Genomic DNA, 25025 nt, shown 5'->3' with positions numbered 1-25025 from the left:
ACTCAGGCGGTCGCGAACTCCTTGGCGACGACCTCGGCGATCTGCGCGGTGTTGAGCGCCGCGCCCTTGCGGAGGTTGTCGCCGCAGACGAAGAGCTCGAGGGCCTGCGGGTCGTCGAGGGACTTGCGGATGCGGCCGACCCAGGTGGGGTCGGTGCCCACGACGTCGGCGGGGGTGGGGAACTCGCCCTCGGCCGGGTTGTCGAAGAGGATCACGCCGGGGGCGTCGCGGAGGACCTCGCGGGCCTCGTCGACGTCGACCTCGCGGCCGAAGCGGGCGTGCACCGACAGCGAGTGGGTCGTGATCACCGGCACCCGGACGCAGGTCGCGGAGACCTTCAGGTCGGGCAGGTTGAGGATCTTGCGGGACTCGTTGCGGACCTTCAGCTCCTCGGACGACCAGCCGTCCTCCTTGAGCGAGCCGGCCCACGGCACCACGTTCATCACCAGCGGCGCCGGGAACGGACCGAGCGCGTTGCCGATCACCCGGCGGACGTCGCCCGGCGTCGTCCCGAGCTCACGGTTCCCGGCGACCTTCATCAGCTGGTCGTACAGCGCGTCGATACCTTCCTGCCCGGCGCCCGACGCGGCCTGGTACGACGCGACGACGAGCTGCTCCAGCTCGTAGCGGTGGTGCAGCGCGCCCATCGCGACGATCATCGACAGCGTCGTGCAGTTCGGGTTGGAGATGATCCCCTTCGGCCGGTTGCGCGCGGCCTCGGCGTTCACCTCGGGCACCACCAGCGGCACCTCGGGGTCCATCCGGAACGCACCGGAGTTGTCCACGACGACGGCGCCCTTGGCGGCCGCGATCGGCGCCCACTGCGCGGAGATCTCGTCCGGTACGTCGAACATCGCGACGTCGACGCCCTCGAAGGCGGCCTCGGAGATCGCGACCACCTCGACCTCCTCGCCGCGCACCTTCAGCCGTTTGCCCGCGGAACGCTCGGACGCGATCAGCCGGATCTCCCCCCAGACGTTCTGCCGGGTGGAGAGCAGGGTGAGCATCACCGTGCCGACGGCGCCGGTCGCACCGACCACCGCCAGCGTGGGCAGGCCCGCCCGCTCGTCGATCGTGGAGTCCGCAGCGTTCACCGGGGTCACCGTCCTGTTCCTCCGTAGACGACGGCTTGGGTGTGCTCGTCGTCGAGGTCGAATGCGGTGTGCGCCGCGGTCACGGCGGCGTCCACCAGGTTCTCGTCCACCACCACGGAGATGCGGATCTCCGAGGTCGAGATCATCTCGATGTTCACGCCGGCGTCGGCCAGCGCGGAGAAGAACTTCGCCGAAACACCTGGGTGCGAGCGCATCCCGACGCCGATCACCGAGACCTTGCCGATCTGGTCGTCGTACAGCAGCTGCTCGTAGCCGACCTCGTCCTTCATCCGGGCCAGCGCGGACATCGCCCGGGAGCCGTCGGCGCGCGGCAGCGTGAAGGAGATGTCGGTCCGGTTGGTGGCGACCGCCGACACGTTCTGCACGATCATGTCGATGTTGGTCTCGGCGTTGGCGACGGTCTCGAAGATCCGGGCCGCCTCACCCGGCTTGTCGGGCACGCCGACCACCGTGATCTTGGCCTCCTTGGTGTCCTGGGCCACGCCGGAGATGATCGCCTGTTCCATGTTCTCAATATCCTTCGCATCGACGACCCAGGTGCCTTCCTTCTGGGAGAAGGAGGAGCGCACGTGGACGGGGACGTTGTAGCGCCGCGCGTACTCCACGCAGCGCAGGTGCAGGACCTTCGCACCGCAGGCAGCCATCTCGAGCATCTCCTCGTAGGAGATCTTCGGGATCTGCCGCGCGGCCGGCACGATCCGCGGGTCCGCGGTGTAGATGCCGTCCACGTCGGTGTAGATCTCGCAGTAGTCCGCCTCGAGCGCGGCGGCCAGGGCGACCGCGGTCGTGTCGGAGGCGCCACGGCCCATCGTGGTGATGTCCTTGGTGTCCTGCGCGACGCCCTGGAAGCCGGCCACGATCGCGACGTGCCCCTCGGCGAGGGCGTCCTCGATCCGGCTCGGCGTGATGTCGATGATCCGGGCGTTGCCGTGCGCGGACGTGGTGATCACACCGGCCTGCGAACCGGTGAACGACCGCGCCTCGTAGCCCAGGTTCGCGATCGCCATCGCCAGCAGCGCGGCCGAGATCCGCTCACCGGAGGTGAGCAGCATGTCGAGCTCGCGCGGTGGCGGCAGTGGTGAGACCTGCTGGGCCAGGTCCATCAGTTCGTCGGTGGTGTCACCCATGGCGGAGATGACCACCACCACGTCGTTCCCGGCCTTCTTCGTCGCGACGATCCGTTGGGCCACACGCTTGATGCAATCGGCGTCAGCGACCGAAGAACCGCCGTACTTGTGCACGACGCGTCCCACAGCTGTGTCTCCTCAAAGCTCGGTTCCCCAGCAGCACACACTGGTTGCGGTTACGCCGTGCTGTACGTCATTGGGCTGCATCAGGCGTGTTCTACGGTCTCATTCTAGCCGTGACCGCTTCGTTGTCTCCTGCCTGACCAGGACCTGGGCGACCCGTTCGGCGGCCGGCGGCGCGGCGCGCAGGAACGCGGGCCGCGGTCGGCCGGCGCCGGAGACCTTCCGGGAAGGGGAGCACTTGTTCATATAAGTCATGACTGAAATACTGGGCAGATGCACGCTTTCGACATCCTCGGGGACCCGGTCCGGCGCCGGATCCTGGAGCTGCTCGCCGACGGCCAGCTGCCGGCCGGGCAGATCGCCGCCACCATCGGCAGCGAGTTCGGGATCAGCCAGCCGGCCGTCTCCCAGCATCTGCGCGTGCTCCGCGACAACGGCTTCGCCACCGTCACCGTCGACGGCACCCGCCGCCTGTACGCCGTCGACACCGACCCGCTGCGCGAGATCGACGCCTGGCTCGACCGCTACCGCAAGTTCTGGACCAACCGCCTGGACGCCCTCGACACAGAACTCCGCCGAGGCCGCCGCGCTCAGTCTGAAGACTGAGGAGCGCCGCGAGAGGACGACACCGGCGCGCCACTCTGCACCTGAGCAGGTCAGGCAAGGGAGCAGGGTCCGCGAGCGGGCAAGGTCGGCGAGTGAGCAGGGTCGGCGAGTGAGCAGGGTCGGCGAGTGAGCGGGGTCGGCGAGCGGGGGCGGCGAGTGAGCAGGGTCGGCGAGCGGGGGCGGCGAGTGAGCAAGTCGGGCAAGGGGCACCCGGGGGCGTCTTCGAACCTCAGGCGACCGCGACCTCTTCCACGGTGACCTCATCGGCCGGCCGGTGCGGCGGGATGTGCAGCAGCGACAGCGTCGCCATCAACGTCAGCACAGCCGCCATCAGCCACACGTAACGCACCCCGAACGTCTCGACCACCAACCCGGCCAGCGCCGATCCCAGCGCACCGCCGACCATCGCGCCGCTGCCCATCCAGCCGAAGATCTCCGTACGCACCGAGTCAGGCGTCATCGCCCCCAGCCGCTCGTACAGCGCGCCGACGGTCGGCGCCAGCACGCAGCCCGACAGCAGCAGCGCGACGGCGAGCGACACCGGCGACCAGGTCGCGAACACGCAGGCGAGCATCCCGACCGACACCAGCAGGCACCGCCGCCAGACGAACGAGTTCCGCCGACCCGGCAGCGTCCCGACGACTATTCCACCGAGCAGGCTGCCAACGGCCCACACCGTCTCCAGCACCCCGGCGATCAACCGGTCCCCGTGGTCGTCGGCGAACGCGACGATCCCCAGCGACACCGACGCGAACGCCGTCACGCAGAACGCGAACGCCAAGATCAGCGGCAATCGATGCCGATGCCACAGCAGCTGCGGCGCCGTCAGCCGCCGGACCGTCTCGTCGTGCCGCATCGCCGGCTGCTGCTGTACGCCGTACCACCACACCGAGACCAGCGCGACCGCCGCGGCCGACAGCACCCCGGCCCGCGGGTTCACGAAGCTCACCACCAGCGCCCCGAGCATCGGCCCGATCGCGAACAGCACCTCCTGCGCGGTCGCGTCCAGCGCGTACACCGCGCGCAGCCGCGACCCCTGCACCAGCCGCGGCCAGGCGGCCCGCAGCGTCGCGGTGATCGGCGACACGAACGCCCCGGCCAGCGCGGACACCGCCGGCATCAGCCGGTACCACTCGTTCGGCAGCAGGGCGAGCACGATCATCGCCAGGCTCCACGCCATCCCGGTCCCGATCACCACCCACTTGCCGCCCCGGCGGTCGGCCAGCCGCGACCAGATCGGCCCGCCCAGCGCCGTACCGATCGAGTAGGCGCCCGCGACGACGCCGGCCCAGCCGAAGCTGCCGGCCGCGTCCTTGGCCAGGAACGACATCGGCACCGCGGAGGCCATCACCGGCAGCCGCGCCACCAGCGCCGAGGCCAGCAGCGAGGCCACCCCACGAGTTCTCCAGAGCGCACGGTACGCCGACAGGTCCATAGCCCGCATTCTGTCCTGTCACTCCGACCCCCCGCCTCAGGATTTCTCCCTATCCGGAACAAAACCCGTCCTAGGGCGTGTCTCCCAACTCCCGCCGCGCCGAGTGCCGCGCAGTAGGCGGGAGTTGGGAGACGCGCCCTGGCTGTCACGTTGAGTGTATGCGAACATGTGTTCGTGTCCCAAACCGCCAGCATCCTGCATGCCGACCTCGACGCGTTCTACGCGTCGGTCGAGCAGCGGGACGACCCGCGCCTGCGCGGCCGCCCGGTGATCGTCGGCGCCGGCGTCGTGCTCGCCTGCAGCTACGAGGCGAAAGCACTCGGCGTCCGGACGGCGATGAGTGGCAGTCAGGCGATGCGCCGCTGCCCGCAGGCGATCGTCGTGCAGCCGCGGATGTCGGCGTACTCCGAGGCCAGCAAGGCGGTCTTCAAGGTGTTCGAGGACACCACGCCGCTGGTCGAGGGCCTGTCGATCGACGAGGCGTTCCTGGACGTCGCCGGCCTGCGCCGGATCTCCGGTACGCCGGTCGACATCGCCCGCCGGCTCCGGGCCGACGTGCTCGCGAAGGTCGGCCTGCCGATCACCGTCGGCGTCGCCCGGACCAAGTTCCTCGCGAAGGTCGCCAGCGGCGTCGCGAAACCCGACGGCCTGCTCGAGGTCCCGCCCGACCAGGAGCTCGCCTTCCTGCACCCACTCGCCGTCGAGCGCCTGTGGGGCGTCGGCGAGGTCACCGCCGAGAAGCTCCGGTCGCGCGGGATCAGCAAGGTCGGCGACGTCGCGATGCTGCCCGAGGCCGCGCTGATCGCGATGCTCGGCCGCGCCTCCGGCCGGCACCTGCACGCCCTCGCCCACAACCGCGACCCGCGCCCGATCGAGGTCGGCAAGCGCCGCCGGTCGATCGGTTCGCAGCGCGCCCTCGGCCGCTCACCGAAGTCGGCCGAGACCCTGGACGCGATCCTGGCCGGCCTGGTCGACCGCGTCACCCGCCGGATGCGCTCGGCGGGCCGATCCGGCCGGACCGTCACGCTCCGGCTGCGCTTCGACGACTTCACCCGCGCGACCCGCTCCCACACGTTGCCTCAGGCAACCGATCACACGCGCACCCTGCTGGTCACCGCCCGCGCGCTGCTGGCCGAGGCGACGCCGCTGATCGAGAAGCAGGGCGTCACCCTGGTCGGCATCGCGGTCGGCAACCTCGAGAACGAAGCGGCCCAGCAGTTGGCGCTGCCGTTCGACAAAGCCAGCAACGACGAGCTGGACAGCGCCCTCGACCACGTCAAGGACCGGTTCGGCACCAACGCGATCACCCGCGGCATCCTGCTCGGCCGCGACCAGGGCCTCACCGTCCCGATGCTGCCCGACTGACCTCGCCCCGATCCGACTCCCGTACGCCGTCCCGCCGCGTCCCCGCCACCGCGACCCCGACCGTCACCAGCGCCAGCACGCCGAACCCGGCCCCGATCCACCCCAGCACCGAGTACCCGGCACCAGCCTCGAGCGCCAGCCCACCGACCCACGGCGCCACCGTGATCCCGACGTTGAACGCCGAGATGTTCACCGCGGCGGCCAGCGTCGGCGCGTCCCCGGCCAGGCTGAACACCCGCGTGTTCACCGCCGGGTTGGTCGCGAACCCCGCCGTCCCGAGCAGCGTGATCGCGGCCACCGCGACGACCGGCTGCGCGGTCCAGATCGCCAGGACGACCGACAGCACGACCACACCCGCGAGACCGGCGACGAGCGTGCCGAACGGGCGCCGATCGGCGTTCCGTCCACCGATCGTGATGCCCACCAACGCTCCCACGCCGTACAGCGCGAGCACGCCCGGCACCCACTCGTCGGTCAGCCCGGTCACCTCGACCAGCAGCGGCGCGAGGTAGCTGAAGATCACCAGCAGCGCACCGACCGACAACGCCGTCGTCGCGTAGGCGAGCCACAGCTTCCCGTTGCCCATCGCCCGGAGCTCATCCTTCATCCGCGGGACGCTGTCCGTCGCCCGACCGCCCGGGACCGTCGCCACCACGCCGACCATCGCGACCGCGGACATCGCCGCGACTCCCCAGAAGGCCGCGCGCCACCCGAGATGCTGGCCGACCACCGTCCCCAGCGGCAGGCCGAGAATGGTCGCCACCGTCAGCCCGCCGACCAGGATGCTCATCGCCCGGCCACGCCGGTCGGCGGGCACCAGCCCGACGACCGTGACCGAGGCGACGGCCCAGAACCCGGCGTACACGAAGGCTCCGACGACGCGGGTGACCAGCAGGATCTCGTAGTTCGGCGTCAGCGCGCCGGCCACGTGCGCGAGCACGAACACGGTGAGGAAGCTGAGCAACGCCGTACGCCGTGACCAGCGCAGCGTCGCCACCGCGAGCAGCGGCGCTCCGACGAGCATGCCGATCGCGAACGCGGAGATCAGCAGGCCGGCGCTCGGGATCGAGACGCCGAGGTCGGTGGACAGCTCGGGCAGCAGCCCGGCGAGCATCAGCTCGGAGGTCCCCTGCGCGAAGATGGCAAGGGCCAGCACGAAAATGGCAGGCGGCATCGAAAATCCCCTTCGAAAGAACAAGTCAGACCAGCGCGGTCAGCGCGGTCGCCGCGACCGCGGCCAGCGCGGCGCGGTCGGTCCCACCGCGCGCCAGCACTCGCATCCCGCTGATCGTCGCGACGACGAACTGCGCCAGGCTGCGGGCGTCCTTGTCCGCAGCGATCTCTCCGTCGCGCCGGCCGGCCTCGATCACCGTCGTCAGCGCGTTCAGGCGGACCACCTCGTCGGCCCGCAGTTGCTCGGCGACCACCACGTCGTACGCCGCGAGCTCGATCAGGGTGTTGACCACCAGACAGCCGGGCGGTTCGCCGGCGGGCGGGTCGACGGCGGCGTCCAGCACCGCGCGGAGCTTGTCGAGCGCCGGACGGTCACCGGCCAGCAGGGCCAACGTCGCGCCGGTCTTGCCGTCGATGTACCGCGCCAGCGAGCGCTCGAACAGCTCGTGCTTGCCTGCGAAGGTGTTGTAGATGCTGCTCCGCCCGAGCCCGGTCGCGGCGCACAGGTCCTGCGTCGAGGTGCCCTCGTAGCCGTTCGCCCAGAACGCGCGCATCGCCGCGTCGACCGCGGCCTCCTCGTCGAACGTCCTCGGCCGGGCCATGTCAACGAGCGTAGCACAGTTTTGGATCGACCAGTTCAAAACTCCCGCGGGTAGCCGATCTCGGCCAGGTCCTCCTTGAGGTCGGCCAGTCGCCGGTTGCGGTTGAGCAGCGTCACGACGTACTCGGTCAACGGCATCAGCGCGTACACGTGCCGGATCGCATCGAGGTCGAGCGCCACCTCGTAGCGCTCCTCGGCGAGCGGCAGGTAGCCCTCCGGCCCTTCGGTGAACACCCCGAAGAGACTCTCGGCACCGTCGTCACCGCTCGGCGCGACCGGCCCGCTGACCCACTGCTCATCGGCGGGCGTCCGCCAGAACGCGACAGTCGCGTTCAGCAACCCGTCCTCGGCGTCGCGGAAGGCCGGCTCGTCCCGCGCCGCGTGCAGCACGTCCGCTACGCCGTCGAGCAGTCCCGGCCACAGCTCACCGTTGTTCCCGTACGGCGACATCTCCGACTCGTGCGCGAACCCGCGCGCGAAGACGCCCTCCGGCGCGAACACGATCGAGAACTCGTCCCCCGACCCGTCGACCATCAGTGCGGCCTCCTCGGTCTCCGACCAGCGCGCGTCGAACGAGTAGTACCGGTACGCCGGGTCCTCGCAGACGATCAGGTCGAGGACGGCGAGCGCGCGGCTGATCCGCCGTACGGTCGCGACGTCGGGCAGCCGGGGCAGCAGTTCGTGAACAGACACGCCGCCATTGAAGCGGGCCACCCGCCCAAGCCGTGAAGCACCCCGGGACCGCGGCCGATTTCGGCCACGGTCCCGGGGTTCAGGCGATGGTCAGCGGACCAGCTTCCACGGCCCGTTCGGCGTTCCCGGAACCTGGTTGCGGGTGTACCACTTGGCCTCGTACACGTGGCTCTGGTAGCTCACCCGGTCACCGCCCTGGTACACCTTCGAGGCGGTCCACGCGGCCGGGCTGTTGTCCGGCGGCGTCGGCGCCAGCTCCTCCCAGGGCCCGTTCGGGTTCCCCGGGGCCTGGTTGCGGGTGTAGTAGCGAGCGCGGAACGTCTTGCCGTCGTACAGCACGACGTCGCCGCCGTTGAAGATCCGCGACGCCGTCCAGATGATGTCGCCGTCCTCGGTGAGCGCCAGTTCCTGCCACGCACCGTTCGGCGCGCCCGGTGTGCTGCCCTTCGACGTCCACGGCGCCAGGTACGGCTTGCCGTTGTAGCTCACCTTCGCCCCGGCCTGGTAGAGCGTGCTCTTGTTCCACGCCGGAGGCAGGTTGACCGTCGCCGTGACGGTTCCCGCGGCCGCCTCCAGGCTGTCGCTTCCGGAGTACGACGCGGTCAGCGCGTGCGTGCCCGCCGCGAGCCCGACCGGCAGTGCGAACGTCGCGGATCCGTTGGTCAGCGTCGCCGAGCCGCGCACCGTCGTACCCTCGCGCAGTTCGACCGTGCCCGCGACCGGCAGCGCGCCCGCGGCGACCTTGACGCTCACCTGCGCCGCCGTACCCCAGTCGACCGGCGCCGACGTCGCGGTGACGGTCGGCTTGCCCTTCGGCGTCCGGAAGACCGCGGGCTGAGCGATCGCGACACCGTCGTCGGCGCTCTTCGCCGACACGATCCACGCGTACGACGTCGCGGGCGCGAGCCCGCTCCACGTGACCGTCGCCGTACCGTTGGCCGCGACCTGGTCGGTCCCGACCACCCCGGTCGGCACGTACGCCGCCAGCGAATCGGTGGTGAACGACGTCTTGCGGGTGGTCAGGTCGACCGGCAGCGTCAGGTTGTCCTCCGAGCCGTTGTAGCGCGGCTTGGCCTGACTGCCGTCCTGACGCAGGTCGTACTCGGTCGCGCCGAAGTTGCCCAGGAACGGCGAGTAGGTGTCGATGTGCAGCTCGGACCGGGCGACGTCGAACTGCAGCAGCCGCAGGAAGCTCGCGCCGAACTGCAGCCGGTCGGTCGCCTTGTGGTCGGGCTTGCCGTCGCCGTTCACGTCGATGTTGCCGGCGGCATCGACCTGCTTCGGCCACAGCTCACCGGCGGGCACCGTGTAGAACTGGTAGTCGGCGAGCAGCTCGACGACGTCGTGGGTGACGGTCGCGCCGATGTTCGTCTTCAGGTTGGTGCCGACGCCGTGCTCGTGACCGGCCAGCACCAGGAAGACGTTCGGGTTGCTCTCGACGACCTGCTTGTACAGCGGCGATCCGTCCGGTGCGGAGAACGCGGCACCGCGGCCGTCGGGGTTGGCCGACGGCTTCAGGTAGTCGTGCGACAGCAGGATCCCGTTGCGGTCCTTGAACCGCTTGAAGATCGAGTCGGCCCACTTGGCCTCCTGCGGCGTCACGCCGTACGAGACACCGACCGCGACGAAGTCCAGACCGCCGGCGGAGAACAGCACGTAGTTGTTCTGGTTGTCCTTGCCGGGCGTGATCGATCCGTCCGGGTTCGTGACTTCGTCCCACGCGTGGTACTCGGTACCGGTCGGCCACGACTTGGCCACCTCGGTGTAGCGATCAGCGCTGAACATCTTGCTGAACCGCGACTCCGGGCCGGTCTCGGCGCCCAGCTGGTTGTCGTGGTTGCCCGCGATCACCTGGTTGACGACGCCGTTCTTGTCCAGGATCTCCTGGTAGCCCGACGCGACCTGGAGCTCCTTGTCGACCTCCTCGTTCAGCCCGGGCCGCTGCAGCGAGCCGTCCGGGTTCTTGGCCAGCGGATCGTAGTAGTCGTTCTCGATGATGTCGCCGGTGTGGGCGGCGTACGCGATCTTGCGGCCGGCCGCGTTGTCGGCGATCCACTGCATCTCGTTGCGGTACGCCGACGCCCAGATCGCCTGCTCCTCGGCGGTCATCACGTCGGACGGCTCGGCCTTGCCGTCGAAGTCCTCGTACGTGCCGCCGGCCGCACCCTCGGTGATGTACTGCGTGTCGGTGAAGTGCGCGAGCGAGAAGTCGTACGTGCTCGGGTCCTCGAACCGGTCCTTGTCGTTCTGCGCCGTCGCGTCCCGCGGCGACAGATCGTCGGCGAACGGGTCCTCGCCGGTGACCAGGACGTGCACGGTGTCGCCGTCCAGGTACTCGGCGGGCAGCTGGGCGGTCAGGACGGTCGAGTGCTCCGCCTGGCCGCGCGAGCTGGTCAGCACGACCCACTTGCTCTTGTCCCAGACCCGCAGCCCGACGACGCGCGTCGGGTCGATGGTGCCTTCCCAGCGCAGCGTCGGCGTCTGGTTGGTGGCGCCGAGCTTCACGTCGTACCGCTGGAAGACGACGTCCCGCGACGAGACCGAGTCGATGGTCCTGCCGTCGAGCGGCTTCAGCGAATCGACCGCCACGTTGGCGTCGTGGGCCACGTCGAGCGTCGTCGGAACCGCCGATGCCTCACCCTGGTAGCCGGTCGTCGGCAGGACGACGTCCGCTTTGGTGAAGGTCGCCGTCAGCGGTACGCCGGCCTCGCCGGGCACCTTCGCCGACAGCGTCGCCGACTGGTCGTTGACCCCGGCAACAGTTGCTGCGAGGTCGGTCGGTACGTCGGGAATGCTGGCGCTGCTGAAGGTGATCTGCCGGGTCGCGACGTTGCCGAGGACATCGGCCGCCGTCACCGCGAGCACGTGATCGCCGGCCGGGAGGCCGTGACCGATCTGGTCGCCCTCCTTGACCGCCTTGCCGTCGAGCGTGAGCGCCGGCGTACCGGCGACGCCGGAGGCGTCCTTCACCTTGACGGTCAGCGCGACCGTCGAGGTGAGCCGCTGGCCCTGCGCCGGGACGCTGTTGTCGACCTCCGGCGCGGAGTTGTCGACGGTGAAGCCGCGGGTCGAGACCTTGTCGCCCACGGTCGCCTCGACGGAGTGCGCGCCGTCGGCGAGCTGCTTCGTGTCGACGTCGGCGCGCAGGCCGAGCGGCTTGGCCGGCGTACCGTCGGTCGCCGTGACGTCGAACAGGATCGTCTTGTCCAGCACGGAGTTGTGGGTGCTGCCGCAGGTGCCGTCACCGACGTACACGGTGACCGGCGTACCGGCCGGGTAGCTGCCCGAGCCGATCGTGACGGTGGTCTGCGCGATCTCGTGGCTGAGCAACGTGGCCTTGCCGCCGGCCGGCGCGAGCTCGAAGTCGCGCAGCGTGAAGTCGTCGTAGTTGTCGCAGCCGCCCGGCTTCGCGCTGCCGTGGTCGCTGCCCGCGACGAACTCGAGCACGTTGACGCCCGGGACCAGCCACTCGTTCGGGAAGGTGAGGTCCGCGGTCTCCTTCTCCCAGATCCCCAGATCGAGCGGGATGCCGTTGATCAGCACCTTGTTGTCGAACCCGTTGTCGGCGCCGTTGCCGCCGATGAACGCGCGCAGGTGCGCGTCGCCGCCGCTGCCCAGGGTCGCGATCGAGCGCGTGGTGGGCGCGCCCGCGATGTCGAAGTGGAACTCGGCTTCGTTGTTCGGGCCGCAGGTCCCGTCGCCGAGCGCGAGCGTCGCCGCGGTAGTCGGGTTCTTCGTAGTCGTCGATCCGGTCGTCGTCAGCAGGTACGTCGTACCGGCGGTGACCGTGCCGTCAGCGCTCAGGGTCGGCTGGGTGACCTTGAAGTCGTCGTGGTTCGCGCAGGTCGCGCCGTTGGCGGTGCCGTTGTAGTCACCGGTCTTCAGCTGGACGACGTTGTCGCCTGGCTTCAGGAAACGCTGCGGGAGCTTGATGCTGACTGTCTCGGTGCCCTTGACGCCGTAGTCGCCACCGAGGTCGACGCGGTTGCCGTTGACCAGCAGGTAGTTGTGGTACCTGGCCTCGACCGAGTTGCCGGCCTCGACGGTGATGCCGAAGGTCGCCGTACCGGCCTGCAGGGTCTCCGCGTTCTTCGCGGGCTTGTCATCGATCGCAAGCGACTCGACGACCTCCTGGCCGCCGTTCGGGATCGCGGCGATCACCGGCTGGGCGCCGCGGATGACGGAGCCGTCGGCCGGGGTGATCTTCGCGGCACCGGGCGGCGCGTTGTTGACCTGCACGGTGACGCTGCGGGTCGCACCGGACGCAGTGGTCGCGACGACGGTGTGCGAGCCGTTGGAGAGCGCGGTGGTGTCCAGGTCCGCGCTCAGCCCAGCAGTAGTGCCGCCGGGCTCGCCGGAGACGATGAACGTGAGGTCCTCGGTCAGCGGGTGCTTGCCGCTACCACAGGTGCCGTCGCCGAAGCTGTAGCTGAAGGCGTTCTGCTCACCGTCGACCACGACGCCGAGCAGGCTCAGGCTGATGCTGCTGAGCGGGAAGTCGTCGTAGTTCGGGCAGCGGGCGCCTTCGCCGTTCGGCAGCACCTCGTAGCCGACAGCCGCGGTGTTGGTGGTGTCGACCCAGTTGGCGCCGGCGTGCACGGTCACCGTGTTGCTGCCCGGGTGCAGCCACTCACCGGGGAGGTCGAGGGTGCCGACCTGGCCGCCGGGGATGTCCGGGAAGTAGACCCGGTCCGCTTCCGCCGTACGGCCGTTGACGGTGATGTAGTTGTGGTAGCGGGCCTCGGTGCCGTTGCCGCCCATGTCGAAGGCGAAGTGCGCCGTACCGGCGGTCGGCTGGGTGTCGGCGGCGATCCCGTCGACAGTCAGCGCGGTGACCGAGTCGTTCTCGACGGTCGGCTCGGCGACGACCTCGACCGTGCCCTCCAGGGTCTGGCCGTCGTGCAGCGTCAGTGTCGGCGCGTTGTTACTCGGGGGCGCGACCTCGGCGCCGGCGACGGACGGCACCAGGACGGCGCCGGATCCGGCCACGAGCGCGCAGGCGAACGCGGCCCAGAGGACCCGCGTCCGCTTCCCTCCCGCGCGCGATCGGTGAGTCATGGCTCGATGTCTCCTTAGGTGGCGAGCAGATGGATCGCGGCGGTCGCGGTCAGGCCGGCCCCCGCCAGCGTGATGCCGACGGCCGCGAGAACAGGGGCGACCTTGGTCGCGCGGGCGAGCAGCGTGTGGGTCTGGCCGGCGGTGACGACGACCGAGCTGCCGGCGACGGCGAGCAGGCCGACACCGAACAGGACGACGGCCATGCCGAGGCCGAAGGTGATCACCAGGAGCAGGGCGAAACCGGCGCGGCCGATGAAGAGGCCGGCGACGAGGATGAGGAAGGCCGACGGCGAGGGGGTGAGGCCGCCGGAGATGCCGAGCATGAGGAGGCCTGGGCGTTTGGTTTGCTCGTGACCGTGGCCGTGACCGTGACCGTGACCGTGGCCATGTCCGTGACCGTGGCCGTGCCCATGGCCATGCCCGTGGCCGTGGCCGGTGCTGCTGTTGCGGAGGTGGCGGCGGACGAGCCAGATGCCGGTGGCGACGACCAGCATGCCCGCGACCAGCTCCAGCCAGGTGGTCAGGTGCTCCAACGAGATGAGGTCAGCCAGCTGCAGGAACGTCCACGCCAGCGCGATGACCAGCACGGAGACCGTGTGCATGACCGCTACCGATCCGCCCAGCCAGGCGGCGTCCCGGACGCGCCCCCGCTCTCCCACCAGGTACGCCGCCGCCAGGCTCTTCCCGTGCCCCGGCATGACCGCGTGCCCGGCTCCGGCGATGAACGCCAGCCCGAACGCGACCGGCGGCACGCCCGGCGAGTGCACGAACGCCTGCAACTGCTCCGAGAGCGTCATGCGATCGCCTTGCGTCGCCGTACTAGTAGGAGCGCGGCTGCTGCGACCAGAAGGATGCCGCCGATCACCGCCGACAGCTGGATCGCAGCGCTCCGACCTGTCTGCGCTACCACCTGCTGCTGCTCTTGGGGCACGTCCCCGAGAACCCACTCGTGGGAGACCCGGTCGTTGCCGTACACCGCTCGCTCACCAGCAGGCCCGGTCGCCAGCGTCTGGTACGCCGGGTTCAGATCGGTCAGCGTGCGCACCTCGACCAGCGCCTTACCCACCGGGCCGGCGCAGGTGTAGTCGACGATGGCGCCGGCCTTGGCCACGTCCTTGACCGGCTGCACCTTGCCGACGCAGCGCGCATCGCCGCTGGTCACCGAGATCTGCCGCAGCAGGTAGTCGGCGAACTTGCCCGACGGCCCGACCGCGGCCGCGTCGGACGGCCGGAAGAACACGGCGCCGTCGAGCATCACCCGGTCGCGCGGCAGCAACTCGAGCGCGACGCCCAGCAGCGTCAGGTCGTCGAGACCGCCGACCTTCCAGTGCACCCGGACGACGTCCGGCCGGGCCAGCGCGACGGTGACGGTCTGCGGGTCTCCGAACGGGTGGGCCGCGGCCGGCGTGATCGCTGCCGCGGCCAGTCCCACGGCGACCGCGAGGATCGCCGGTACCCGCTTCCATCCGGACAAGGGCAACGCTCCAGGTCAGAGGATGCTGCAGCGTCAACAAACGCGAGCGGCTGAACTCTGTCCGGCAGGCGGTAACTCGGCCCCGCGCTCCAGTGACCCGGACGCGACCGGACGGTGAACGTCTGGCGGGTTGGCGTGAGGTCGCGGTCAGTAATTGACGTCGAACAGGCGTCCGGCGTACCAGCTGAGGGCGGCGCGGAGCTCACCGATCTGGCGGAGCCGGCGGCGGCTGGTCGCGCCGTGGGCGACCGGGAAGACCCGGTGCCCGCCGTGGAAGCGGCGCAGCGGCGCGGGGAGCTCGGCGGCGCGCGCGGGGTCGATCCAGACGACCAGCCAGACGCGGCGGGGTTTGCCGACCAGGCGGATCCGCGACACCGCCGACCACGGGACGAATCCGGTCCGTCCGGAACGCGTCGCGGTCAGGCCGTCGGCGTTCACCACGAGGCGCACTGTCCGGGCGAAGAGGAAGGGCACGCGGAAGGCCAGGACGGCCAGGCCGATCAGACTGAGCAACCACCAGAACAGGGCCTGCCCGTGAAAGCCCGCTTCCGTGGCGTACGAGGAGAGGTAGCCGGTCGTCATGGTGAACGCCAGCAGCCACAGGGTCATCAGGACCGACCAGGTGCGGCTGGTGCGGAACGTGGGGCCGACGGGCTGTGGCTTGCTCGGCGGACGTTCAGCAGGCAACAGTCTGGTTGGCGCCACGACCTGCATCGTCGTTGCTATTGGCAACTGAACCGCCGGCGCCGGACTCAGCATTTCCAGCACCTGCTGCGGCGTCGGCCTGTGCTCCGGCCTCCGCTCCAGGCACCCACGCACCACCGCCGCAACCTCCTCGGGCAACGGCGGAATCTGCGCCTGCCCCTGCACCACCCGAGCCATCATCACGCTCAGCGGCCCCCGCCCGAACGGCCCCTGCCCACTCGCCGCGAACACCAGCACCCCGCCGAGCGAGAACAGGTCCGACGCCGGCCCGATCGGCTCGCCGGTGATCTGTTCCGGCGACAGGTAGCCCGGCGTACCGACGACGATCCCGGTCGCGGTCAGGTTCACGTCCTCGAGCGCCCGCGCGATCCCGAAGTCGATCACCCGCGGCCCGTTGTCGGTCAGCAGGATGTTCGACGGCTTCAGATCGCGATGCACCACCCCGGCGCGATGGATCGCGACCAGTGCCTCGGCGAGCCCTGCGGCGACGTACCGGAGTCCGTCCGGCTGCAACGGCCCCTGCCCGTCGACCGCCTGCTGCAACGTCGGGCCCGGCAGGTACTCCGTGGCCAGCCACGGCCGCTCGGCATCCGGATCGGCGTCGACCACGGCCGCCGTGTACGCGCCGCCGACCCGCCTGACCGCGGCGACCTCCCGCGCGAACCGCGCCCGGAACCCCGGATCGTCGGCCAGCTCGGGCCGAACCACCTTCAGCGCGACCAGCCGCCCACCCGGCGAGCGCGCAAGATGCACCGTCCCCATCGCGCCGCTCCCGAGCCACCCCTGGACCACGAACGGACCAACCACCGCTGGACCTTCGTGCTCCACGCGCGCCCCCTCGCCCTCACCGGCGCCTCACGCTATCCCACCCGGGGGAATATCCGGAGGCCTTGTTTTGCTCCGTTGAGACGACTGGTCGTTTTGGTTTCTGGGAGAGGGATGATCGTGGTGAGCGCACCGGCGTTCCCGCTGAACTACTTCGGCATCGCGTTCGGTCTGACCGGCCTGGCCGGCACCTGGACCGCCGCGAGCGACGCAATCAACGTCAGCCGAGCCCCGGCCAACGTGCTCTGGCTGGTCGCCTTGACTGTCTGGCTGGTCAGCCTGGTCCGCTACGTCCGTGGAGCCCGTACGCCGAAGCAGGTGCTCGCCGACCTCGAGCACCCGGTCCTCGGCCCGTTCGCCTCCCTCGTGCCGACCACCGGCATGCTGTACGGCGCAGCGCTGAGCCACTACGCCTTTGGTGCTGGGCGCGCGGTTGTCCTGGTGATGTTCGTGCTCGGTCTGGCGGTGGCGACGCTGTTCTTCACCCGGCTGCTGGTCCGGCAGCGTGACATCGACCAACTGCACGCCGGGTATCTGCTGCCGACTGTCGCGGCCGGTCTGATCGGTGGACAGAGCCTGGCGACCGTCGGGCTGCCTCAGCTCGGCTACGGGTCGTTCGGCGTCGGCATCCTGATGTGGCTGCTGCTCGGCGCCCTGCTGCTCGGGCGGCTGGCCTTCCGGCCGGCGCTACCCGCGGCGCTGGTCCCGACACTGGCCATCTTCGCGGCGCCGCCCGCCGTCGGCGGGAACGCCTGGTTCGCTCTCGAAGGGCGGCCGGACCTGTTCCAGCACGCGTTGCTGGGCGCGTTCGTGCTGCTGATCCTGGTGCAGCTGGCGCTGGTCCCGACGTACGCACGACTGCCGTTCGGGCTGGGCTTCTGGGCGCTGACCTTCACCACCGCGGCCAGCGGCACGTACGGCATCCACTGGCTCGTCGCAGCCGGCGTACCGGGGGCGGACGTGCTGACGGTCGTCGTACTGGTGCTGGTGACCGCGGTGATCGGCTGGATCGCCGCACAGTCCGTGCGGCTCGTGCTCAGCGGCGCTGGACGGCTTCCTCGGCGACCTCGACCAGTTCACGGTCGGACGCCTCGGTCTCCGCGTCGTGCGCCGGCTCCAGCCGGTCATGCGCGATGAGCGACTGGATGGCGCGCAGTACGGCGCTCGCCGCCGCACCCCAGGTGGAGACGTAGGAGAACTGCCACCACCACAGCGCCTCGATGATCCGGCCGGACTGGTAGTGCGCGAGGCCGTGCACCAGGTCGGTCGCGATCGCGGTCAGGTCGTCGGAGAGCCGGTTCACGGTGATCTCCGGCGGCGCGGCGTACGGGTCGAAGACCTCGGCGTACTCGTCGAGGCCCTCGAACAGCACCGCGAGCCGGTCGCGCATCGCGTCCAGGTCCGGGTCGGGACCCGCGTCGCTCTCGAAGCGCTCCGCCGGAACGAAGTCCTCGAACGCACCGAGGCGACCGCCGGCCAGCAGCAGCTGGCTGACCTCGAGCAGCAGGTACGGCAGCGAGGCGAGTCCCTCGTCGACGCCTTCCTCGTCCGGCTGCGCCGCGATGTCGCGCACCGAGATCAGGAAGCTCTGCACCTGGTCCGCGATCTGCTCGGCGAACTCGGTCAGGTCCTCGTTGTCGGTGTCCAACGCGCGTTCCGCAATATCGGTTGATTCAGTCATCGATCGATCGTCGCCCTTCAAACGCCCGTCCGAGTGTGACCTCGTCGGCGTACTCGAGATCACCGCCTACAGGTAGTCCACTGGCCAAACGAGTCACACGCAACCCCATGGGCCTGAGCAACCGGCTCAGGTAAGTGGCGGTCGCCTCACCTTCGAGGTTCGGGTCGGTGGCGAGAATGATCTCGGTCACCTCGCCGCTGGCCAGCCGTTGCATGAGTTCGCGGATCCGCAGTTCGTCCGGCCCGATCCCCTCGATCGGCGAGATCGCCCCGCCGAGCACGTGGTACCGGCCGCGGAACTCACGGGTCCGCTCGATCGCGACCACGTCCTTGGCTTCCTCGACGACGCAGATCAGCGCGAGGTCGCGGCGCGGGTCGCGGCAGATCCGGCACTGCGTCTCCTCCGAGACGTTGCCGCAGATCTCGCAGAACTTGACCTTCTCCTTCACCTGGACCAGCACGTGCGCCAGGCGGCGTACGTCGGTCTCATCGGCGGCGAGCAGGTGGAACGCGATCCGCTGCGCGGACTTCGGACCGACGCCGGGAAGCCGGCCGAGCTCGTCGATGAGGTCCTGGACGGCCCCTTCGTACACGTCAGCCCTGGTTCTGACCGGGCTCGGAGCCCGGCCGGGTGAACCCGAAGCTCGGGCCCTGGTCGTTGCCCGGCAGCTGCTTGCCCGCCTGGTTGCCCGGCAGGCCACGGTCGGCGCCGTCGTCGTTCGGCACCACGTCCGCACCGGCGCCACCGCCGAAACCGGGCAGACCTCCACCCAGCCCACCGGCCAGCGGCCCCATCGCGCGGGCCGCGACCTCCTTGGCGTTCTCGGAGGCATCCCGTACGGCGGCCACGATCAGGTCGGCCAGCGTCTCGGTGTCGTCGGGGTCGACCGCCTGCGGGCTGATCGACAGGCTGAGCAGCTCACCGGTCCCCGACACCATCGCGGTCACCAGCCCACCACCCGCGGTGCCCTCGACCTCCTGGTTCTCCAGGTTGGCCTGGGCCTCCATCAGCTGGTTCTGCATCGCCTGGGCCTGCGCGAGCAGCTCGGACATGTCAAAGCCCCCGCCCTGCCCACCGCCACCGTCGAACACGCGCGATCTCCCGTCGGCCTCTTCCGCTTGCCCCTGAGCCTAGCCGGTCGCCCCGACAACCCCAGCGCCGGTCAGTGACCGAGCGGAAACCGATATGTGTCCACATCCTGTGGACCTGACTTATCCACAGGATGTGGACAACATGTGCACACCCGAGCGCGAATCCGCCGCTCGACTTACCCACACCCCGTCCCCAGCCTTGTGGACAACCTGTTGAAACAAAACAGCCTGCCCCTTGCGGAACAGGCTGCCTCAGCTTCTTGGATGGCTCAGTTGGGTTCTTCGTTGATGATCTGGGCCCCGAGCGTCTCCCGCAACAGATCGGTGTGCGACCGAGAATCTTCTTCGAGTACGACGTCGTCGTCCCCGATCGCCTCCGCCTCTTCCTCCGGAGTCAACGGCGCCTCCTGAACCTCCGGCGCCGCCGCAGCCTTCCGAGCCTGCTCAGCCGCCACCGCAGCCTCAGCCGCCCGCCGCTTACTAGCGGCCTGCCGCTCCTCCGGCGCTGCCGAAGGCGCCGGCGGTCCACCTGCTTGCTGCCCGGCCTGCACCGGCACGCGAACCTCAGCCGGAGGATCCGCTACAGCAACCCCGGCGCCGGCGCCGGCACCGCCCGTACCGGCTGCGGCTCCACCACCAGCAGCGCCAGCACCGCCTGCTGGCCCACCACCAGCAGCGCCAGCCGCAGACCCACCCACAGCCCCAGCACCGCCGCTGCCAGCACCGCCAGCACCGCCACCGCCGTGACCCGCACCGGCTCCAGCCGCCGCTCGGTCACCGACCCCAGCCCCGTTCTCGGCCGCCGGTCGGTCACCGGTCCCAGCCTCGACCCCGGCCGCCGGTCGGTCACCCGCACCAGCCCCGGCGCCGGCCGCCACTCGGCCATCGGCACCGACCCCAGCACCCACTCCTCCAGCCTCCGGCCCCACCGCGGCACCCGCTCCAGCACCCGCCGCCCCGGCACCGTCCGTACCAGCCGAAGGCCCACCCACAGCCCCAGCACCACCAGGCGCTCCACCACCGTCAGCCGCGCCGTCCCCCCACCCCGCGCCCTGACGACCGCCGGCACCCGTGAGACCATTCGCCGCACCAGCACCCGCGTGCCCAACCGATCCACCACCCGGCGCTACCGGACCACCACCGTTCCCAGCCCCAGCATCACCCCAGCCCGAGCCCTCACCGCTTCTCGGCACCCCACCCGAGCCCGGCCCCGAATCACCCCAGCCACCGCCCGGCCCAGCACTCTCCGGCACTCCCCCCGACCCAGCACCGCTCACCCCACCCTGCGCCCCCTGATCCCAGGAGGAACTAGAAGGCGCACTAGGCGGCGCGGCCGGCGGCGGCACAGCCCCCGACCCAGCCCCAGGATCCGTCGAAGGATCCACCACAGCCTCGACCCGCCGGTTCAACCCGATCGTGTCGATCATCGCCTGCCGCAGAATCTCGTCACTACCCGACCGCGCAAAGCTCTCCCGAGCCCCCGCGTTCACCAGCCCCAACGTCAACGTCTGGTCATCAACAGCAATCACCTGAGCGTTCTGACTCAGCATGATCCAAGCAAACCGCCGCTTGCTCTTCACAGCCTCGAGCACCTCAGGCCACAACCGCCGAACATCCGCCAGCCCCACAGCCCCCGTAGAAACCGGCGCCGCAACAGCCGGCGCCACCTGAGCAGCCGCCGGCGACTGCGCACCTACTCCAGCACCAGCCCCCGACTCATCCCCCCAAGCCCCACTCCGAGAAGCCCCACCAGAACTCCCCACACCCCCGGAAGCCCCAGACCCACCGGCCCCAACTCCCGCAGACTGGCCGCCACCCGCTCCCACGGACTGGCCACCACCGCTCCCCGCCCCCGTGGCCTGGCCACCACCCGCGCCACCGGACCCCACCCCAGCGCTCTGGGCGCCACCCGCTCCAGCAGACTCCGCGCCACTCGCACCCGCCGAGCCGCCTCCGCCTGCTGCACCTGCTCCACCGGACTCCGCACCAACTGCTCCCGCCGAGCCACCTCCACTCGCCGCCGCAGCAGCCACGCCACCGGACCCCGCAGCCCCAGCCGAGCCAACTCCTGCCGAGCCCGCGCCAGCTCCAGCGGACCCTGCACCGCCGACTCCGCCCGCTCCCGCCGACCCTGCAGCTCCAGCTCCACCCGCAGCCCCTGCACCGCCAACCGAGCCCGCAGCGCCACCAGCGCCACCAGCGCCACCAGCGCCACCAGCGCCACCAGCCGAGCCTCCACCAACTGCTCCATCCCCCGCACCACCAGCGACCGCACCGGTCGAACCAGCGCCACCGCCCACACCCCCAGACCGAGCACCAACCCCCACACCCCCGGGACCGCCCGCACCACCAACCGCAGCACCTGCAGACCCACCCGCAGCCACCCCGGCACCAGCACTCCCCACCGACCCAGCGTCCGCCGTACCAGCCGGAACCCCGATCGTGAGCCGCCGCTCCATCCGGTCCAACCGGGCCTGAATCCCGTTCGTCGAGTCATCAGCCCCCGGCAGCAGCACCTTCGCGCAGATCAGCTCCAGCTGCAGCCGAGGCGCAGTAGCCCCGCGCATCTCCAGCAACCCAGCGGCCACGATGTCCGCCGCCCGAGTCAGCTCAGCCGCACCGATCCCAGCAGCCTGCACCTGCAGCCGCTCCCCCTGATCCTCAGCCGCCTCGATCAACCCCGACGCAACAGCGTTCGGCACCGCCGACAGGATCACCAGATCCCGCAGCCGCCGCAGCAGATCCTCAGCGAACCGCTTCGGATCCTGCCCGGTCTCGATCACCTTCTCGACAGTCTCGAAAACCGCCCGACTGTCATGCGCCGCAAACCCGTCAACACAAGCGTCCAGCAACGAATCCGGCGTGAAGCCCAGCAGCGCCACCGCCAGCTCGTACGTCACACCCTCCGGCCCAGCCCCACCGATCAGCTGGTCCAGCACACTCAGCGAGTCACGCACCGACCCAGCACCGGCCCGTACGACCAACGGCAGCGCGGCCGGCGCGATCGCCACCCCCTCCGCCTCGCACAGCGTCGCCATGTAGTCCCCGAGCGCCTTCGGCGGCACCAACCGGAACGGGTAGTGGTGCGTCCGGGACCGAATCGTCCCGATCACCTTGTCCGGCTCGGTGGTGGCGAAGATGAACTTGAGGTGCGGCGGCGGCTCCTCGACCAGCTTCAGCAGGGCGTTGAAGCCCTGCGTGGTCACCATGTGCGCCTCGTCGATGATGTAGATCTTGTACCGGCTCTCGACCGGCGCGAAGAACGCCCGCTCGCGCAGGTCGCGCGCGTCGTCCACACCACCGTGCGACGCCGCGTCGATCTCGATCACGTCGATGCTGCCCGGCCCACCCCGCGCCAGGTCGGTGCACGACTTGCACACCCCGCAGGGCTCCGCGATCGGCCCCTTCTCGCAGTTGATCGCCCGCGCCAGGATCCGCGCACTCGTCGTCTTCCCGCAGCCGCGAGGCCCCGAGAACAAGTAGGCGTGGTTCACCCTGTTGTTGCTCAACGCGTTCCGCAACGGTGCCGTGACATGGTCCTGCCCGATCACCTCGGCAAACGTCTCCGGGCGATACCGGCGGTACAACGCAAGAGGTGCTTCCACGCCCGCAACCCTAGCGCCGCCCACCGACATTTCCTCCCCAGCCCACCACCCCGCGATTCCACGGCGTACGACGTACGACCCACCCACCAGCCGCCGCCCGCCAGGCCCACCACAACGCCACCCAGCCCCGGACCGCATCCCCCGAGCAGACGCCCACCTCAGCGAGACGGCCCCCACTGGCCGACCCCAGCCGTCGGCGCGCTTCCGGCCGCCCAACTCGATCCGCTCGGTGCCGGGCAGCTACCCGTCGTCACCCCACCGGTCGCCGCGGCCCCCAACCAGCCCCGGCGCTCGCCTAGGTCCGAACCGGCATCCCCGGCACTCGCCTAGGTCCGAACCGGCATCCCCGCCGAACAGACGTGTCCACCCCTGCCCCGCCCGGCCACCGCCGACGCCGCCACCAGCCGCCGCCGTGCGTCCGCGCGCGGCCGGATCCAACCGACCGGCATCCCCGCCGAGCAGACGTGACCACTCCTGCCCCACCCACCCAGCCACCGCCGCCACCAGGCGTCCGCGCGGCCCATCCAACCGACCGGCATCCCCGCCGAGCAGACCCCGCTTCCGCCGCCGACCAAAGCGCCGCTCGGGCCCGGCCCCGGCAACTGACTACGACGTCACTCCGCCGCGAGAACGGCGATCACCTCAGCCCAGCGGGCCGTCTTCCTCCAGCAACCCGTGCAGGTACGTCCCGTACCCCGACTTCGCCAGCGTGTCCGCGCGCGCCAGCAACCCCGCGTCGTCGATGAACCCCCGCCGCCACGCGATCTCCTCCGGGCACCCGATCTTCTGCCCCTGCCGCATCTCCACGGCCCGAACGAACTCCCCAGCCGCCATCAGCGAGTCGAACGTCCCGGTGTCCAGCCAAGCGGTCCCCCGCGGCAGCACCTCGACCTGCAGCCGCTTGGCCTCCAGGTACACCTCGTTCACCGACGAGATCTCCAGCTCACCCCGCGCCGACGGCTTGATCTCCTTCGCGATGTCCACCACGTCAGCGGAGTAGAAGTACAGCCCCGGAACCGCGTAGTTGCTCTTCGGCTCCTTCGGCTTCTCCTCGATGCTCAGCGCCCGCCCCTCGGCGTCGAACTCGACCACGCCGTACGCCGTCGGGTCCGCGACCCGGTAGGCGAACACAACGCCGCCGTCGACGTCGTTGAACGTCTGCAGGTGCACCCCGAGCCCGGGCCCGTAGAAGATGTTGTCGCCGAGCGCGAGCGCGACCGGCTCGTTCTGGATGAACTGCTCACCGATCAGGAACGCCTGCGCGAGCCCGTCCGGGCTCGGCTGCACGGCGTACGAGATCTCCATCCCGAACTGCGAACCGTCGCCGAGCAGCCGCTGGAACTGCGCCGCGTCGTCGGGCGTGGTGATGACCAGGACCTCGCGGATGTTGGCCAGCATCAGCGTCGACAGCGGGTAGTAGATCATCGGCTTGTCGTACACCGGGAGCAGTTGCTTGCTCGCTGCCATCGTGAGCGGGTGCAGTCGGGTGCCGGAACCGCCGGCCAGGATGATCCCTCGCATGCGACCGCACCTTACCGACGTTCCCGGTCCATGCCACATCGACCACTGGTCCGCCCGGAATCCGGTCAGGGCCGGAACGCCGCCAGCGTCAGTTCGCCGTACCGGCGCCAGACGGCCGGATCCCGGTTCTCCAGCCGGTTGAGCTGCAGCACAGCACCGCAAAGCAGCACGCGTACGTCGGTGATCGACAGGTCCGCCCGCACCCGCCCTGAAGGTTTCGCGGCATCGATCAACTGCCCGTACAGCTCGAGCACCGGCGTCGGCCGTACGACGCGCATGTCGGTCAAAGCGTCCGCCAGCAAGCGATCCCCGGCCATCCGCTCGAACAACTCCAGCACGCAACCCGCGAACGCCTCGTAGGCATCCGCCTCGGACAACGCCGCCCGAGTCCGCTCCTCCAGCAACCGAAACCTGTGCTGTACGACGGCCTCGACGAGCGCTTCCTTGGTCGGATAGTTCCGGTAGATGGTCGGTTTCGCCACCCCGGCCCGCTCGGCGACCTGCGTCATGCTCGCCCGCAACCCGAGCTCGGCGAACACCTCGTGCGCCGCCTCCAGCACCTTCCGATGGTTGCGCCGAGCATCGGCACGCTGCCCCGGACGAACCTCTTCCGGCGCCGGCAGCCCGATCGCGTCCACTGGTTCACCCACGCCCGCACTCTCCCACGGCTGTCTGAACCTCGCCATTCACGCCGATCCACCCCCGAATCAAGCGTACCCATTGGTACGTTTAAACGGTCTCCGGAGTTGCGTCGCGCCGAACCAGGGCGACGTACGCCGCAGGCGACCAGCGCCGCGAGCCGACCTGCCCCGCCGGCTCGTCCTCCC

The 25025-nt window shown here is 70.3% G+C and carries 20 protein-coding genes and 2 pseudogenes; 3 read left to right on the top strand and 19 right to left on the bottom strand.

What is annotated here, in order from left to right:
- Positions 1-2 precede the first annotated feature (2 nt).
- Both ACZ6Z4_RS00345 and ACZ6Z4_RS00340 read right to left on the bottom strand, forming a co-directional pair.
- Positions 3-1103, bottom strand: coding sequence for an aspartate-semialdehyde dehydrogenase (locus ACZ6Z4_RS00345; protein ID WP_465556571.1), 1101 nt, complete (start codon positions 1101-1103; stop codon positions 3-5).
- Positions 1100-2368, bottom strand: a complete 1269-nt coding sequence (locus ACZ6Z4_RS00340) for an aspartate kinase (RefSeq protein WP_465556570.1) — start codon at positions 2366-2368, stop codon at positions 1100-1102. The genes ACZ6Z4_RS00345 and ACZ6Z4_RS00340 overlap by 4 nt, the downstream gene beginning before the upstream one ends.
- A 270-nt stretch (positions 2369-2638) precedes the next feature.
- Between ACZ6Z4_RS00340 and ACZ6Z4_RS00335 the strand changes: the two genes are divergently transcribed.
- The gene (locus ACZ6Z4_RS00335; protein ID WP_465556569.1) at positions 2639-2971 is read left to right on the top strand and encodes an ArsR/SmtB family transcription factor; all 333 of its coding nucleotides are present in this window, start codon (positions 2639-2641) and stop codon (positions 2969-2971) included.
- A gap of 229 nt (positions 2972-3200) precedes the next feature.
- Here the strand turns inward: ACZ6Z4_RS00335 and ACZ6Z4_RS00330 are convergent, their stop codons facing one another.
- On the bottom strand, positions 3201-4406 hold the full coding sequence (locus ACZ6Z4_RS00330) for an MFS transporter (protein WP_465556568.1): 1206 nt from the start codon (positions 4404-4406) through the stop codon (positions 3201-3203).
- Between the two features lie 174 nt (positions 4407-4580).
- Here ACZ6Z4_RS00330 and dinB point away from each other — a divergent pair, with 174 nt between their 5' ends.
- Positions 4581-5771 (top strand): DNA polymerase IV, encoded by a 1191-nt coding sequence (gene dinB, locus ACZ6Z4_RS00325; RefSeq protein ID WP_465556567.1) that lies wholly within the window; start codon positions 4581-4583, stop codon positions 5769-5771.
- On the opposite strand, the gene ACZ6Z4_RS00320 is transcribed toward dinB, so the two are convergent.
- The 7 genes from ACZ6Z4_RS00320 to ACZ6Z4_RS00290 all read right to left on the bottom strand — a co-directional run bounded on the left by ACZ6Z4_RS00320 (position 5746) and on the right by ACZ6Z4_RS00290 (position 16282).
- A complete protein-coding gene (locus ACZ6Z4_RS00320) occupies positions 5746-6945 on the bottom strand; it encodes a Cmx/CmrA family chloramphenicol efflux MFS transporter (protein ID WP_465556565.1) in 1200 nt (399 codons plus the stop codon). The two genes, dinB and ACZ6Z4_RS00320, sit on opposite strands and share 26 nt — an antisense overlap.
- A gap of 25 nt (positions 6946-6970) precedes the next feature.
- A complete protein-coding gene (locus ACZ6Z4_RS00315; RefSeq protein WP_465556563.1) occupies positions 6971-7546 on the bottom strand; it encodes a TetR/AcrR family transcriptional regulator in 576 nt (191 codons plus the stop codon).
- 35 nt (positions 7547-7581) lie between these two features.
- On the bottom strand, positions 7582-8238 hold the full coding sequence (locus ACZ6Z4_RS00310; protein WP_465556561.1) for a hypothetical protein: 657 nt from the start codon (positions 8236-8238) through the stop codon (positions 7582-7584).
- 90 nt (positions 8239-8328) lie between these two features.
- The gene (locus tag ACZ6Z4_RS00305; RefSeq protein WP_465556559.1) at positions 8329-13296 is read right to left on the bottom strand and encodes a carbohydrate-binding protein; all 4968 of its coding nucleotides are present in this window, start codon (positions 13294-13296) and stop codon (positions 8329-8331) included.
- A 14-nt stretch (positions 13297-13310) separates the two neighbouring features.
- Positions 13311-14093, bottom strand: a complete 783-nt coding sequence (locus ACZ6Z4_RS00300; RefSeq protein ID WP_465556557.1) for a HoxN/HupN/NixA family nickel/cobalt transporter — start codon at positions 14091-14093, stop codon at positions 13311-13313.
- Positions 14090-14770: an LPXTG cell wall anchor domain-containing protein gene (locus ACZ6Z4_RS00295; protein WP_465556555.1), complete on the bottom strand. Its 681-nt coding sequence runs from the start codon at positions 14768-14770 to the stop codon at positions 14090-14092. The genes ACZ6Z4_RS00300 and ACZ6Z4_RS00295 overlap by 4 nt, the downstream gene beginning before the upstream one ends.
- Before the next feature lie 147 nt (positions 14771-14917).
- Positions 14918-16282 (bottom strand): serine/threonine-protein kinase, encoded by a 1365-nt coding sequence (locus ACZ6Z4_RS00290; protein WP_465556553.1) that lies wholly within the window; start codon positions 16280-16282, stop codon positions 14918-14920.
- A 132-nt stretch (positions 16283-16414) separates the two neighbouring features.
- Here ACZ6Z4_RS00290 and ACZ6Z4_RS00285 point away from each other — a divergent pair, with 132 nt between their 5' ends.
- Positions 16415-17437 (top strand): SLAC1 family transporter, encoded by a 1023-nt coding sequence (locus ACZ6Z4_RS00285; RefSeq protein ID WP_465556551.1) that lies wholly within the window; start codon positions 16415-16417, stop codon positions 17435-17437.
- Here the strand turns inward: ACZ6Z4_RS00285 and ACZ6Z4_RS00280 are convergent.
- From ACZ6Z4_RS00280 to ACZ6Z4_RS00240, 9 genes and pseudogenes are all read right to left on the bottom strand, one after another.
- Positions 17337-17981 (bottom strand): DUF5063 domain-containing protein, encoded by a 645-nt coding sequence (locus ACZ6Z4_RS00280; protein WP_363675662.1) that lies wholly within the window; start codon positions 17979-17981, stop codon positions 17337-17339. The genes ACZ6Z4_RS00285 and ACZ6Z4_RS00280 overlap by 101 nt on opposite strands.
- On the bottom strand, positions 17974-18573 hold the full coding sequence (gene recR / locus ACZ6Z4_RS00275; RefSeq protein ID WP_077017959.1) for a recombination mediator RecR: 600 nt from the start codon (positions 18571-18573) through the stop codon (positions 17974-17976). Before recR ends, ACZ6Z4_RS00280 begins: the two co-directional genes overlap by 8 nt.
- A 199-nt stretch (positions 18574-18772) precedes the next feature.
- Positions 18773-19033: pseudogene (locus tag ACZ6Z4_RS00270) on the bottom strand (YbaB/EbfC family nucleoid-associated protein); the annotation flags it as partial.
- 308 nt (positions 19034-19341) lie between these two features.
- Complete coding sequence (locus tag ACZ6Z4_RS00265) at positions 19342-19470, bottom strand: hypothetical protein (protein WP_465560634.1); 129 nt, start codon at positions 19468-19470, stop codon at positions 19342-19344.
- A gap of 182 nt (positions 19471-19652) precedes the next feature.
- Positions 19653-20153 carry a hypothetical protein gene (locus tag ACZ6Z4_RS00260; RefSeq protein ID WP_465560632.1) on the bottom strand — a complete coding sequence of 167 codons (501 nt, stop codon included), beginning with the start codon at positions 20151-20153 and terminating at the stop codon, positions 19653-19655.
- A gap of 612 nt (positions 20154-20765) precedes the next feature.
- Positions 20766-21464 (bottom strand): hypothetical protein, encoded by a 699-nt coding sequence (locus tag ACZ6Z4_RS00255; RefSeq protein WP_465560629.1) that lies wholly within the window; start codon positions 21462-21464, stop codon positions 20766-20768.
- A gap of 37 nt (positions 21465-21501) precedes the next feature.
- Positions 21502-22707 (bottom strand): annotated as a pseudogene (locus ACZ6Z4_RS00250) (DNA polymerase III subunit gamma and tau); the annotation flags it as partial.
- Between the two features lie 612 nt (positions 22708-23319).
- Positions 23320-24198, bottom strand: a complete 879-nt coding sequence (rfbA, locus tag ACZ6Z4_RS00245) for a glucose-1-phosphate thymidylyltransferase RfbA (RefSeq protein ID WP_363675657.1) — start codon at positions 24196-24198, stop codon at positions 23320-23322.
- 65 nt (positions 24199-24263) lie between these two features.
- A complete protein-coding gene (locus ACZ6Z4_RS00240; protein ID WP_465556547.1) occupies positions 24264-24848 on the bottom strand; it encodes a TetR/AcrR family transcriptional regulator in 585 nt (194 codons plus the stop codon).
- Positions 24849-25025: the final 177 nt, after the last annotated feature.

This window comes from Kribbella sp. NPDC104740, from assembly GCF_055583505.1.
Note: the sequence above shows the minus strand (reverse complement) of the source record. Positions and strands in the feature narration are given on the sequence as shown.

Excerpts from the sequence above, each read along its gene's own strand:
- rfbA (WP_363675657.1), bottom strand. The coding sequence starts at position 24,198 with ATGCGAGGGATCATCCTGGCCGGCGGTTCCGGCACCCGACTGCACCCG.
- ACZ6Z4_RS00330 (WP_465556568.1), bottom strand. The coding sequence starts at position 4,406 with ATGGACCTGTCGGCGTACCGTGCGCTCTGGAGAACTCGTGGGGTGGCC.
- ACZ6Z4_RS00315 (WP_465556563.1), bottom strand. The coding sequence starts at position 7,546 with ATGGCCCGGCCGAGGACGTTCGACGAGGAGGCCGCGGTCGACGCGGCG.
- ACZ6Z4_RS00305 (WP_465556559.1), bottom strand. The coding sequence starts at position 13,296 with ATGACTCACCGATCGCGCGCGGGAGGGAAGCGGACGCGGGTCCTCTGG.
- ACZ6Z4_RS00300 (WP_465556557.1), bottom strand. The coding sequence starts at position 14,093 with ATGACGCTCTCGGAGCAGTTGCAGGCGTTCGTGCACTCGCCGGGCGTG.
- ACZ6Z4_RS00320 (WP_465556565.1), bottom strand. The coding sequence starts at position 6,945 with ATGCCGCCTGCCATTTTCGTGCTGGCCCTTGCCATCTTCGCGCAGGGG.
- ACZ6Z4_RS00285 (WP_465556551.1), top strand. The coding sequence starts at position 16,415 with ATGATCGTGGTGAGCGCACCGGCGTTCCCGCTGAACTACTTCGGCATC.
- ACZ6Z4_RS00260 (WP_465560632.1), bottom strand. The coding sequence starts at position 20,153 with ATGGTCTCACGGGTGCCGGCGGTCGTCAGGGCGCGGGGTGGGGGGACG.
- ACZ6Z4_RS00335 (WP_465556569.1), top strand. The coding sequence starts at position 2,639 with ATGCACGCTTTCGACATCCTCGGGGACCCGGTCCGGCGCCGGATCCTG.
- ACZ6Z4_RS00280 (WP_363675662.1), bottom strand. The coding sequence starts at position 17,981 with ATGACTGAATCAACCGATATTGCGGAACGCGCGTTGGACACCGACAAC.